The following is a 12506-nucleotide window of genomic DNA, read 5'->3' as shown; positions in this document are numbered from 1 at the left end:
GGTCGACACCGAACGACCGCGGTGACGGTCAGAGCCGGCGCGGGCCGGTGTCCGGACGGGCGTCCGCCGTGCCGACACCCACGGCGGCGTGCAGCACCGAGATGCCGTCCGGTCGGGCCAGCACCGGGTTGAGGGTGAGCGACCGCACCCGGGGCTGCTCGTCGGCGAGCCGCCCCACCCGCAGCAGCAGGTCGGCCAGGGCCGCCCGGTCCACCGGGGCGGCACCCCGGTGGCCGCGCAGCAACGGTGCCGCGCGGGGCTCGTCGACCAGTTCGGCGGCGTCCCGGTCGGTCAACGGCACCGCCCGCCAGGCCCGGTCGCCGAGCAGTTCGGTGGCGACCCCACCCAGCCCGAAGCCGACCACCGGCCCGAACGCCGGGTCCTCGCGCAGCTCCACCACGCAGGCCACCCCCGGCGGCACCATCGGCTGCACCAGGACGTCCGCGCCGAAGACCGCCGTCAGGTCCGCGTACGCCCGGCGCAGCGCGCCCGGATCGGCCAGGTCGAGGCGGACGGCGCCCAGGTCGAGGCGGTGCCGCAGGCCGGGCGCGGCGGCCTTCAACGCCACCGGCCAACCCAGCCGTCCGGCGGCGGCGAGCGCCTCGTCGACGGTGCCGGCCGGGGCCGATCCGACCACCTCGACGCCGTACGCGGCGAGCAGCGCTGCCGGATCGGCGGTGTCACCGCGCAGCGCCGCCTGCCCGGCGACCTGGTCCACCCGGGGAAGTTCGGGCGGTGTGCCCGGGTCCCGACGCAGCCAGTCCGCGTACCGGCTGACCCGGCCCAGCGCCCGGACCGCCTCCTCCACACTCGGGTACCCGGGCAGCCCGACCGGCACCCGGCCGGCGAGGAACGTCACCACGGTCGGCTTGCCGCCGGCCACCGCCGCCGCCACGGCGGCGGTGAAGTCCGCCTCCTCGACGGTGAGCTGCCCCGGCAGGGGCGGGGCGAAGACCGCCACCAGCGCGTCCACCCAGTCGTCGGCGGCGGCCCCGGCCAGCGCGACGGTGAACTCGGCGGCCCCGGCGTGCGGGCCGACGTCGCGGGGGTAGCCGTCGGCGACGGTGAGGCCCTGCCCGGCGCAGGCGGTGGCGGCCAGCCCGGTCAGCGCCGACGAGTTGCCGACCACCCCGACCCGACCACCGGCGGGCAGCGGCTGGTTGGCCAGCAGCGTCCCGACGTCGAGCAACTCGGCGACGGTGTCCACCCGGATCACCCCGGACTGCGCGAAGAGGGCGTTGACGGCGGCCTCGTCGAGCGCCGGTCCGACGCCGGGCCCGACCGGGCGGGCCAGCGAGGCCAGCGCCACCACCGGTTTGTCCCGGCCGATCCGGCGCACCAACCGGGCGAACTTGCGCGGGTTACCGAAGGTCTCCAGGTACAGCAGGATCACATCGGTGCCCGGATCGTCCTGCCAGTACTGGAGCAGGTCGTTGCCGGAGACGTCGGCCCGGTTGCCGGCCGACACGAAACTCGACAGGCCCAGCCCCCGGCGCTGCGCCTGCGCCAGCAGCGCCACCCCGAACGCGCCGGACTGGCTGAAGAAGCCCACCCGTCCGGGGGCCGGCAGCACCTGGGCCAGGGTGGCGTTGAGGCGTACCCGCTCGGCGGTGTTCGCCACGCCCAGGCAGTTCGGGCCGACGACCCGCATGCCGGCGGCGTGCGCCGCCCGGACCAGCCCCCGCTGGGCCGCCGCGCCGGCGGGTCCGGCCTCGGCGAAGCCGGCGGAGATGACCACCAGGCCGTGCACGCCGGCACCGGCCGCGTCGGCCACCACCCCCGCCGCCGCGTCGGGGGGCACCGCGACGACCGCCAGGTCGACGTCCACCCCCGCGTCGGCCGCCGACGGGTACGCGGGCAGTCCCGCCACCGTGCGCGCGCTCGGATGCACCGGCACGATCGCCCCCGGGTAACCGCCGTCGCGCAGGTGCCCGAGGACGGCCGCGCCGACCCCCTGCCCGGTGGCGCTGGCCCCGTAGACGGCCACCCCGCGCGGGGCGAGCAGCCGGGCGATGGACCGCGCCTCGGTGCGGTGCTCCCGACCCCGCTGCACCGCCAGGGTCGCCTCGGTCGGGGCGATCGGGAAGGTCAGGTGCACCACCCCGTCGGCGAACTGGCGTTGCACCTGGTAGCCGAAGTCGGCGAAGACCCGCAGCATCGCCCCGTTGGTGGGCAGCACCTCGGCGACGAAGTGCCCGATGCCGGCCCGACGGGCCGCGTCGGCCAGGTGCTCCAACAGCACCGAACCGATCCCCCGGCCCTGGTGGGCGTCCTCCACCACGAACGCCACCTCGGCCTCCGGGGCCGCCGGGCCCAGCCGCTCGTACCGGCCGACGGCGACGATCCGGTCGCCGACCAGCACCACGAACGCCTCCCGGTCCCGGTGGTCGACGGTGACGAACCGGCGCAGGTCCCGCTCCGGAATCCGTGGGTACGGCGAGAAGTAGCGCAGGTAGCGGGTGCGCTCCGAGAAGCGCCCGTGCATGGCGACGATCTCCGGCGCGTCCTGCGGCCGGATCGGTCGCAGGCCGACGGTGCTGCCGTCGCGCAGCAGCACGTCCACCGGTTGCTCGACAGTGGTCACCACGTCCGGTCCCTCCCCAGGTCCCCGGCTCAGTCGCGCGGGTCGTACGGGTCCAGCCCGAGCAGCGGGAACACCGCCTTGCGGGTGGCCGCCACCGCCCGGTCCACCGAGTTCGGCTCACCGGTCGGCTGCCACGGTTGGTGGGACGGGTCGACGTCGTCGGTCATCCGCAGCGGGACGTCCCGGCCGGGCAGCCGGTGGGCGGCCAGGGCACGCCAGCCCGGTGGGGTGAGGGTCGCCGGGTCGAGCGGGGTGCCGGTGGCCACCGCCAGCAGATGGGTCCAGGCCCGGGGCACCACCTCCACCAGGGCGTACCCGCCGCCGCCGGTGGCCACCCACCGGCCGTCGCACAGTTCGTCGGCGAGCGCCCGCAACGCCAGGTAGGTGGCCCGCTGCCCGTCCACCGACAGGTGCAGGTCGGCCAGCGGGTCCATCCGGTGCCCGTCGGCACCGCACTGGGTGACCAGGATCTGCGGCCGGAACGCCCGCAGCACCGACGGCACGATCGCGTGGAAGGCGCGCTGCCAGCCGGAGTCGTCGGTGCCCGGTGGCAGCGGCACGTTGACCGCGCTGCCCTGCGCCCCGGGGCCACCGGTCTCGTCCGGGAACCCGGTGCCGGGAAAGAGCGCGAGCGGGGTCTCGTGCAGGCTCACCGTGAGCACCCGGGGGTCGTGGTAGAAGACCTCCTGCACACCGTCGCCGTGGTGCACGTCCACGTCGACGTAGGCGACCCGTTCGGCGCCCAGGTCGAGCAGGCGGGCGATGGCCACCGCCGGATCGTTGTAGACGCAGAACCCGGCGGCCCGGTCGGGCATGGCGTGGTGCAGCCCACCGGCCACGTTGACCGCGCGGCGGGCCTCGCCCCGCCAGACCGCCTCGGCGGCGGCCACCGTCGCCCCGGCGACCAACGCGCTCGACTCGTGCATCCCGTCGAAGACCGGATTGTCCGAGGTGCCCAGTCCGTAACCGGCGAAGAGCGGATCGCGGGGGGCGGTCCGGACCGCCGCCAGGTAGTCGGGCAGGTGCACCCGGGTCAGCGTCGCGTCGTCGGCCGGCTCGGGCCGGACCAGCCGTACCCCCGGCCGGTCCAGGACGCCCAACTCCCGGGCCAGCGCGACAGTCAGCTCGACCCGGACCGGGTCGAGCGGATGCTCCCCCATGTCGTAGTCGAGCAGGGACTCGTCCCACACCACCAGCGTGTCGTCCGACATGGGGTCATCGTCGCACGCGGGTCACCGGCCGCCCACCACACGCGCTGGTCAACCCGCTGGTGTCGGGCCGGTGGCCACCGGTCGGGACGGATCGGCGACCCAGCCGCTCCACGATCCGACATAGAGCGCGGCATCCGGCCGACCGGCCAGGTGCAGTGCCAGCACGGCCTGCGCGGCGGTCACCCCCGACCCGCAGTACGCCCCCACCGGCCGGTCGGCGTCCACCCCGACGGCGGCGAACCGGTCCCGCAACGCCTCGGCGGTCGGGAAGCGGCCCTCGGTGACGTACTCGGGGGCGGGCAGGTTGACCGCGCCCGGCACGTGCCCGGCGACCGGGTCGATCGGCTCGGTCTCGCCCCGGTAGCGGGGGGCGGCCCGGACGTCCAGCAGCACGCCGTCGTCGGCCGCCCCGAGCCGGGCCGCGCCGTCGACGTCGAGCACCGGCAGCCCACCCGGCCGGACGGTGACGTCGCCGGGCTTCGGGGTGGGCACCTCGACGGTGTGGGGCAGCCCGGCGGCGAGCCAGCCGGGCCAACCGCCGGCCAGCACCCGCACCGACCGGTGGCCGGCCCAACGCAACGTCCACCAGGCGCGGGCTGCCGCCAGCCCGTCGCCGCCGTCGTACACCACCACGGGGTGACCGGCCCGGACGCCGGCGGCCCGCAACGCGGCCTGGAGCGCGGCCGGTTCGGGCAGCGGATGCCGCCCCGCCGCGCCGGGCGGACCGCACAGCGCGGTGTCCAGATCGACGAAGACCGCCCCGGGCAGGTGACCTGCGGTGTAGTCCTCGCGGCCCGGCGGGCCGGCCAGCCGCCAACGGACGTCCAGCAGGGCCGGCGGGTCGGGCCGGGCCAGCTCGGTGGCGAGCCGGTCCGGCTCGATCAGGAGGTCATCGGTACCGGACATGACGTCCAGTCAACACCATCGGGGCACCGACCTCGCGATTCGGCGCAGGTCGATCTTCGTACGCCGGGGTAGCATCGACCACCGGGAGGCCGCTGACGTGAAGCATGACCTGGTCGACACGACCGAGATGTACCTGCGCACCATCCTCGAACTCGAAGAGGAGGGGGTGCCGCCCCTGCGTGCCCGGATCGCCGAGCGGTTGCGGCAGAGCGGGCCGACCGTCAGCCAGACCGTGGCCCGGATGGAACGCGACGGGCTGCTCACCGTCGAGGGCGACCGGCACCTGGCGCTCACCGGTCTGGGTCGGGGCAGCGCGGTGTCCGTGATGCGCAAGCACCGGCTCGCCGAGCTGCTGCTGGTGAACGTGATCGGGATGCCCTACGAGGAGGCCCACGAGGAGGCCTGCCGGTGGGAGCACGTGATGAGCGACGCGGTGGAGAAGCGGGTCTACGACCTGCTCAACCGCCCCACCCGCTCGCCGTACGGCAACCCGATCCCGGGCCTGGAGGAGCTGGGCTCATCGGAGGCCGAGGCCACCGACACCGTCGAGGGTGAACGGAACCTCGCCTTCCCCGGGCTGACCGGCCCGGTGGTGGTCCGGCGGATCTGCGAGAGCGTGCAGACCGACGCCGACGTGCTGCGGCAACTGCACGCCGCCGGGGTGGACCCGGGCGCCACCGTCACCGTGGCCCAGGAACGCGACGGGGTGTTCATCGACCGCTCGGGCGAACGGGTCCGGCTGCCCCGCGAGGTCGCCTCCCGGGTGTTCGTCGCCACACACTGACCGCAGGCCGCTGCCGGCGTACGCCGGGCCGGGTGGGCCCCGTCGCCGCTGGTCCGGGCTGGGCTCGGCTCGGGTCGCCGTCAGCCCGGACGGGGGTCACAGGGACCGGGTGTCGAGCTTCCTGGCCAGGTCGACCAGGCGGGCGGCCACCGCACCGGCGGTCGCCCGGTCGTCGGCCGGCGGGCAGGTCCAGCGGAGCGTGGCCAGCCGGTCCTCGGCGGCCAGCCAGCCCACCTCGGCCGTCGGCCCGTGCTTCGCGGTCTTCGCGCCGGTCCGCCGGTAGGCGGCCTGGCCCAGCTTCGACACCTTCGTCGCCCCGTCGGGCAGCACATCGGCGGTGAAGGTGGGCACGTCGATCGAGGTGTCGGTGACCGTCAGGGTCAGCTCCGGCCAGGTGGTGTCCGTGGCCCGCACCACGCAGGTACGGGTGTCCCCCCGCTCACTGGCCGCCGCCACGTCGAAGCGGATCTCGGTGTGTTCCTCGATCACCGCGAAGTCGAGCAGCCGGCACGCCCCGCCGGACGAGGCGGCACCCACCTCGACGGTGACCGGCTCCCCCGCCGGCAGTCGTACCGGGTCGCCCTGCGACGCGCCGCAGCCCGTGGTCAACAGCACGCCCATGCCGGCCAGCCAGATCCGCCCGTGCACGGGCACACCTCCGTGATCGTCGACGGAGAACCGCCGGGTGACCGGTCGGCAGGCCGTCCGGGTGGCCCGGTCGACGGTCCGCCGGATGTCGTCGAACCGTACGGGTTGGCCTCCCCGGACGGAAGACCCGGGGGTCGGCTCGCCGGCGCACCGGCCGGTCCTCGCCCCGGTTGCGCCGTCATCGGTCCCCGACGGTCCGCACCCGAGCTGGGCGGCCGGCCGGAGCGGGGACAGCTGGATCAGTCGTCGACGTACGGGCAGTGTCGGCAGCCGCGTCCACAGCAGGTGCCGCGCCGGGCCAGGAAACCGGCGCTGAGGACGAACAGCCCGGTGGCCGGGTCGGGATAGCCGGCCTCACCGGCGGCGAGGGCTGTGGCGTGCGCGGCCAGCACCCGTGCCCGGTCAGGGTGCTCTGGCGGCAGCCGGGACGGGTGCGGCTCGGTCAACGGCCGGTCGGCCAACGGACGTCGTTCGCCACTCATCGCGGCGAGTCTACGGACCCGACGAGCTCAGCCGCCCGCGCCGGCGGTCTCGGCACGGACCCGGGTCAGCAGGTCGACGAAGGGGCCGGGCCGTTGGTAGAGCGAGCGGTGGCCGGCGTCGTCCAACACCACGTGCTCCTTGTGCGGGGCCTGGAGCTGTGCGTACCACTGGTCGGTCAGGGCCAGCCGGCCCGGCACCTCGTGCGCACCGTCGACCAGGTAGACCGGCACGGCGAGCTGCCGCACCCGGGTACGCAGGTCGACCTGCTGGACCTTCGGGTAGAGCACGTCCCAGCCGTCCAGGGCGCCGCCGAGCACGTGTGCCTTCTCCAGCACGGTGTACTCGGCCACGCCGAGGTTCTCCCCCGCGCCGCCCCGCCCCTCGTGGCTGCCGGTGCGGTCGAAGTCGAAGGCGGCGGCCTCGTTGGCCAGCAACGGCTCGTAGTGGTACATGTCCGGATACGGCGGCGGCCCCAGCTCGGTGAGCTGCCGCACCAGTTCGGCCCGTCCGGTGCGGCGGGCCCAAACGATGGTGTCGGCGTACTGGCTGCGGTCGGCGTCCAGCAGGTGGACCGCCTGCCCGACCCCGACGTACGCCCGGAACAGCTCCGGGCGGCGCTGCACGGCGACGGTGGCGACCAGCGACCCGCCGGAGTGCGCCACCAGGTAGACGTCCGGTCGGCCGAACCGCTGGCGCAGCCGGTCGGCGACGGCGAGCAGATCGGCTACCTCGTTGTCGAGAGTCAACGACGACGACGGCGGAAACGCCGCCCAGGAGCGTGCCGCGCCTCGGCGGTCCACGCTCGCCACCACGAACTGCCGTTCCAGGCCGGCGAGGTGCCGGCGGACCGCCCCCACCTCGGAACCACCCGGCCCACCGGGCAGGAAGAGCAGCACCGGGGCGTGCCGGTCGGTTCCCCGCAGCAGCACCCCCAGCTCCCGGTCACCGCCGCCGCGCACGGTGGTCAGCTCGGCGATCCCACCAGGCAGGGCGGCCGTTGCGGCCGGCAGCGCCACCCCGACCGTCACGAGCGCCACCAGCGCGGCGAGCGACCCCACCCCGATCCGTCCCAGCCAGGTCCACACCGGACGGCGGCCCGCCGTCGGGGCGGCCCGCCGCGCCAGGCCCGCGCCGTACGCTGCGCCGACCAGCAGCGGCAGCAGGGACAGCAGCCCGTGCACGCCCCGCCCCAACAGCAGCGCGCCGAGGCCGAAGCCGCTCAGGTGCGGGGCGTCCACGGTCGGCCCCCGCAGCGGCCAGCGGACCAGCTCGACGGCGAGCGCGAAGAACACCGGAGCCGCGAACATCGCCCAACGGGACCGGCTCGACCAGCCGGCGAGCCCGCCGACCGCGAGGCTGACCAGGATCGACGTCACCGCCTCGGTGTTGGTGCCGGGACCGCGCGGTGTCCACCAGCCGACGACCAGACCCCAGCCGAGCGGAACGACGCCGGCGACGACCCACCGGAACGGGTGGGCCGACCGGGCAGCACGGGCGAGAAAGGCAGGTCGGGGGAACGACGGCTTCGCCATGACACCTCACCGGAGTCGTCGGCACCCCAGCCTAGTGACGATCGATCTCATCCGCTGTCCCGCCACCCGCACGGAACGTCACGGCCCGGGTCGTCTCCCCGCCGGCTCCACGAAGCACCCGCCGCCCGGCTCGCCCGGTCACACCGCCACCCTGGGTCGGCCGAACCAGTGCACCTCCTGGCCGTGCGAGCGGGTCCAGGCCAGCGCCGTTCCGTCGAGGCTGAGCACGTTGTACAGCGCCCCGTCGGGTGGGGCCGGCAGCCGGGGGTGGCCCAGCACCTCGACCGCCTCGTTGGCCACCCAGTGCCCGGGAAGGGTGCGGACCAGCGCGACGAAGGCCGCCCGGCGCGGCGACGGCACCTGATAGAGCACGGAGGTGTGCAGGACCACCAGTGTCGCGCCGGCCGGTGCCCGCGCGGCCAACGCCGGCAGGTCGTCCACCAGGTCACCGCGGACCAGCTCCGGCGGGTCGGCGGCGGCCACCGCCGCTGCCGCCCGCAGCCGGGCCCGGCGGTGGGTGTGCTCCGGCCAGATCAGCGCGTCGAGCCAGCCCACGTCGGCCGGGTCGGTGACGTCGAGCGGGTTCAGGTCCAGGCCGGCCCGCCACACCACCTCCGGCCGGGCGGCCGGCGGCTCGGTCCCGGTCAGCGTGCAGTCGAGGACCGGCTCCCCCGGGCCGAGCAGGTGGTCGAGGGCCGGGTCCCCGGAGCCGGGCAGGTGGTCGCCGTAGCGGTAGGCGTACCGGTCGGGATAGAGACAGAGACCGGCGGACGCGCCGACCTCCAGCAGCGCCAACGGCTGCGGCAACGCGGCCAGCACCGGCAGCAGCGCCGCGCAGCGACCGGCCTCGTTGGTCTGCACCGAACGGGTGAGCAGCGCGGCCCGCACGGTGGCCCAGTGCGCCAGGGTGTGGGCGCGGAAGGCGGCCGGGTCGTCGACCGGGCCACCGAGCCAGCGGACGACACCGAGGAGCAGTTGCGGCTGCCGGGTGGCCGACGGCAGGGTGTCCAGCAGCGCCAGCAGTTCGTGGTCGTGGGCGATCGCGTGGGCCAGCCGCTCGTAGGCCGGTGAGACGCCGTGCGCCTCCCGGGTGGCGAACTCGACGTACCGGTCGGCGGTGGTCATGCCCCGATCATCCCCGCCGCACCCGTCCCGCGCGGCCCCGCGCCACCCCCGTCCGGATGCCCGGCCGCCTGTCCCACCCGGCCGCCTGTCCGGGATGCTCGCCTGTCGGCCCGGCCACCTGTCCCGCATGGTCGCGTCCGCCCGGCGGCCTGTCCCGCGGGGTCGGCCGCGCCGCGCACGGCATCGGCTTGATCCACTCGCCGGGGGCGATGTAGTGGTGTCCGGATGGGACCGATACCGCCACCTCGCCCCACTGGAGTCGATCATGGAGATGGAAGCGGGAGGGCCGGCACCCGTCGGTGCCGGCCCTCCCCTTCGACGCGTGCGTCAGCTGCAACCGCTGGTGGAGCCGCAGCCCTCACAGACGTAGCAGCTGCCGGCCGGGCGCATCTTCGTGCCGCAGGTGAAGCAGAGCGGCGCGTCGGCGGCCTTGCCGATCACGGCCTCCAGCAACTCGGTGGAGGAGCCCACGGCGGGTGCCGGCTTGGCGGCGGCCACCTCGGCCAACTCCAGGGCCGGCTGGGCCAGCGGGCCGGTCCTGGGCTCGATCGTCTCCACCGGAGCCGAGGACGCCATCGCGGTCAGGTCCGTGCCGCTGGCCTCCGCCTCGGCCTCGGCCCGCAACTGCGCGGCCCGCTCCTTGGCGGTGAAGATGCCCAGCTCGGCACGGCGCTCGTAGGGCAGGAAGTCCAGCGCCAGGCGACGGAAGATGTAGTCCATCACCGAGGCGGCCATCCGCACGTCCGGGTCGTCGGTCATGCCGGCCGGCTCGAAGCGCATGTTGGTGAACTTGCTGACGTACGTCTCCAGCGGGACGCCGTACTGCAGGCCGATGGAGATGGCCACCGAGAAGGCGTCCATCACCCCGGCCAGGGTGGAGCCCTGCTTGGACATCTTGAGGAAGACCTCGCCGAGCCCGTCGTCCGGGTAGGACGAGGCGGTGAGGTAACCCTCCGCGCCGCCGACGGAGAAGGAGACCGTCTCCGACGCGCGCTTCTTCGGCAGCCGCTTGCGCACCGGGCGGTACTCGACGACCTTCTCCACGGCGGCCGGGGCCGGCGCCTCGACGACGGCCGGGGCGGCGGTCTTGTTCGGCTTGGCCACCGAGAGCGGCTGGCCGACCTTGCAGTTGTCCCGGTAGATCGCCAGCGCCTTCAGACCGAGCTTCCAGCCCTCGAAGTAGATCTTCTCGACGTCGGCGACGGTGGCCTGCTCCGGCATGTTGACGGTCTTGGAGATGGCACCCGAGATGAACGGCTGGACGGCCGCCATCATCCGGACGTGGCCCATCGGGGCGATGGACCGCTCGCCCATCGCGCAGTCGAAGACCGGGTAGTGCTCCGGCTTGAGGCCGGGGGCGTCCACCACGTGACCGTGGTCGGCGATGTGCTCGACGATCGCCTCGACCTGCTCCTCGGGGTAGCCGAGGCTACGCAGGGCGCGCGGCACGGTCTGGTTGACGATCTGCATCGAGCCGCCGCCGACCAGCTTCTTGAACTTCACCAGCGCCAGGTCCGGCTCGACCCCGGTGGTGTCGCAGTCCATCATCAGACCGATGGTGCCGGTGGGCGCCAGCACGGCGGCCTGCGAGTTGCGCCAGCCGTACCGGTCACCGACCTTGTTGCCCTCGGTCCACTGCCGGGTGGCCTCCCGGGCGATGGCGGTGGCCACCGTGCCGGCCGGCTTGATGGCGTCGTTGGCGGCGGCGTGCTTGCGCATCACCCGCTTGTGCGGCTCGGCGTTGCGGGCGTAGCCGTCGTACGCGCCGACGATCGCGGCCAGCTCGGCCGACCGACGGTACGCGGTGCCGGTCATCAGCGAGGTGATCGAAGCCGCGACCGACCGGCCCTGCTCCGAGTCGTACGGCAGGCCGGAGGCCATCAGCAGCGCGCCCAGGTTGGCGTAGCCGATGCCGAGCTGCCGGTAGGCGCGGGTGGTCTCGCCGATCTTCTCGGTCGGGAAGTCGGCGAAGCAGATCGAGATGTCCATCGCGGTGATGACGAACTCGACCGACCGGACGAACTTCTCCACCTCGAAGCCGCCGTCGGCGCGGAGGAACTTCATCAGGTTCAACGACGCCAGGTTGCACGAGGAGTTGTCCAGGTGCAGGTACTCCGAGCACGGGTTCGACGCGGTGATCCGGCCGGTCTCCGGGCAGGTGTGCCAGTCGTTGATCGTGTCGTCGTACTGCAGGCCCGGGTCCGCGCACTCCCAGGCGGCCTGGGCGATGGTGCGGAACAGCTTCTGGGCGTCGATGGTCTCGATGGTCTGCCCGTCGAGCCGGCCCCGCAGGTCGAAGCCGCCGCCGTTCTCCACCGCCGCCATGAACTCGTCGGAGACCCGGACCGAGTTGTTGGCGTTCTGGTACTGGACGCTGACGATGTCGTTGCCGCCGAGGTCCATGTCGAAGCCGGCGTCCCGCAGCGCGCGGATCTTGTCCTCCTCGCGCGCCTTGGTGGTGACGAACTCCTCGATGTCCGGGTGGTCCACGTCGAGGATGACCATCTTGGCCGCGCGCCGGGTGGCGCCGCCGGACTTGATGGTGCCGGCGGAGGCGTCCGCGCCGCGCATGAAGCTGACCGGGCCGGAGGCGGTGCCGCCGGAGGAGAGCAGCTCGCGTGACGAGCGGATGCGGGACAGGTTGACCCCGGAGCCGGAGCCGCCCTTGAAGATCAGCCCCTCCTCCTTGTACCAGTCCAGGATCGAATCCATCGAATCATCCACAGAAAGGATGAAACAGGCGCTCACCTGAGCCGGCGACGGGGTGCCGACGTTGAACCAGACCGGCGAGTTGAAGCTGAACACCTGGTGCAGCAGCATCCAGGTCAGCTCGTGCGCGAAGATCTCCGCGTCGGCCGGGTTGGCGAAGTAGCCGTGCTGCTCACCGGCGGCCCGGTAGGTCTTGACCACCCGGTCGATGAGCTGCTTGAGCGACCACTCCCGTTCCAGGGTCCCCACCGCGCCCCGGAAGTACTTGGTGGTGACGATGTTCGCCGCGTTGACGCTCCACGACTCGGGGAACTCCACCCCGCGCTGCTCGAAGTTGATCGAGCCGTCCCGCCAGTTGGTCATGACGATGTCGCGGCGCTCCCACGTCACCTCGTCGTACGGGTGCACGCCCTCGGTCGTCCAGACCCGCTGCACCTTGAGCCCCGTCACCGCGCCGTTCTTCGCCGCCCGCGTCCGGCTTGTTGTCACGCCGTCCCCCGCCATCTCATCGGCCCCCTCGTCTG

9 protein-coding genes are annotated in these 12506 nt (G+C 74.2%); 1 reads left to right on the top strand and 8 read right to left on the bottom strand.

Going from position 1 to position 12506, the window contains the following annotated elements; all coding sequences use genetic code 11:
• Positions 1-28: 28 nt before the first annotated feature.
• From ACQP1S_RS08320 to ACQP1S_RS08310, 3 genes are read right to left on the bottom strand one after another with little or no spacing between them, the layout of a single operon-like run.
• Entirely contained in the window at positions 29-2617 is a 2589-nt protein-coding gene (locus tag ACQP1S_RS08320) for a GNAT family N-acetyltransferase (RefSeq protein WP_432907881.1), read from the bottom strand.
• A complete protein-coding gene (locus ACQP1S_RS08315) occupies positions 2614-3795 on the bottom strand; it encodes an acetoin utilization protein AcuC (RefSeq protein ID WP_363666761.1) in 1182 nt (393 codons plus the stop codon). Before ACQP1S_RS08315 ends, ACQP1S_RS08320 begins: the two co-directional genes overlap by 4 nt.
• 48 nt (positions 3796-3843) lie before the next feature.
• Positions 3844-4701 (bottom strand): sulfurtransferase, encoded by an 858-nt coding sequence (locus ACQP1S_RS08310; RefSeq protein WP_432904867.1) that lies wholly within the window; start codon positions 4699-4701, stop codon positions 3844-3846.
• Between the two features lie 127 nt (positions 4702-4828).
• On the opposite strand from ACQP1S_RS08310, the gene ACQP1S_RS08305 reads away from it, so the two are divergent.
• Positions 4829-5485, top strand: coding sequence for a metal-dependent transcriptional regulator (locus ACQP1S_RS08305; RefSeq protein ID WP_432907878.1), 657 nt, complete (start codon positions 4829-4831; stop codon positions 5483-5485).
• A gap of 96 nt (positions 5486-5581) precedes the next feature.
• On the opposite strand, the gene ACQP1S_RS08300 is transcribed toward ACQP1S_RS08305, so the two are convergent.
• The 5 genes from ACQP1S_RS08300 to ACQP1S_RS08280 form a co-directional block, all read right to left on the bottom strand.
• Positions 5582-6133 (bottom strand): hypothetical protein, encoded by a 552-nt coding sequence (locus tag ACQP1S_RS08300; protein WP_432904864.1) that lies wholly within the window; start codon positions 6131-6133, stop codon positions 5582-5584.
• A gap of 239 nt (positions 6134-6372) precedes the next feature.
• Complete coding sequence (locus tag ACQP1S_RS08295) at positions 6373-6615, bottom strand: DUF5522 domain-containing protein (RefSeq protein ID WP_432904861.1); 243 nt, start codon at positions 6613-6615, stop codon at positions 6373-6375.
• Positions 6616-6642: 27 nt separating this feature from the next.
• Complete coding sequence (locus ACQP1S_RS08290) at positions 6643-8148, bottom strand: alpha/beta fold hydrolase (protein WP_432904858.1); 1506 nt, start codon at positions 8146-8148, stop codon at positions 6643-6645.
• 138 nt (positions 8149-8286) lie between these two features.
• Positions 8287-9273 carry a DUF2332 domain-containing protein gene (locus ACQP1S_RS08285; protein ID WP_432904855.1) on the bottom strand — a complete coding sequence of 329 codons (987 nt, stop codon included), beginning with the start codon at positions 9271-9273 and terminating at the stop codon, positions 8287-8289.
• A gap of 327 nt (positions 9274-9600) precedes the next feature.
• Positions 9601-12486, bottom strand: a complete 2886-nt coding sequence (locus ACQP1S_RS08280; RefSeq protein ID WP_432904852.1) for a vitamin B12-dependent ribonucleotide reductase — start codon at positions 12484-12486, stop codon at positions 9601-9603.
• Between the last annotated feature and the right edge of the window lie 20 nt (positions 12487-12506).

It is taken from the genome of Micromonospora matsumotoense, assembly GCF_050951065.1.
GTDB classification, from domain to species: Bacteria; Actinomycetota; Actinomycetes; order Mycobacteriales; family Micromonosporaceae; genus Micromonospora; species Micromonospora matsumotoensis.
The sequence above is the reverse complement of the archived record's forward strand: the minus strand, read 5'-3'. Positions and strand labels throughout refer to the sequence as shown.

Coding starts and splice junctions, on each gene's coding strand:
- ACQP1S_RS08315 (WP_363666761.1), bottom strand. CDS start 3,795: ATGTCGGACGACACGCTGGTGGTGTGGGACGAGTCCCTGCTCGACTAC.
- ACQP1S_RS08310 (WP_432904867.1), bottom strand. CDS start 4,701: ATGTCCGGTACCGATGACCTCCTGATCGAGCCGGACCGGCTCGCCACC.
- ACQP1S_RS08305 (WP_432907878.1), top strand. CDS start 4,829: ATGTACCTGCGCACCATCCTCGAACTCGAAGAGGAGGGGGTGCCGCCC.
- ACQP1S_RS08295 (WP_432904861.1), bottom strand. CDS start 6,615: ATGAGTGGCGAACGACGTCCGTTGGCCGACCGGCCGTTGACCGAGCCG.
- ACQP1S_RS08290 (WP_432904858.1), bottom strand. CDS start 8,148: ATGGCGAAGCCGTCGTTCCCCCGACCTGCCTTTCTCGCCCGTGCTGCC.
- ACQP1S_RS08285 (WP_432904855.1), bottom strand. CDS start 9,273: ATGACCACCGCCGACCGGTACGTCGAGTTCGCCACCCGGGAGGCGCAC.
- ACQP1S_RS08280 (WP_432904852.1), bottom strand. CDS start 12,486: ATGGCGGGGGACGGCGTGACAACAAGCCGGACGCGGGCGGCGAAGAAC.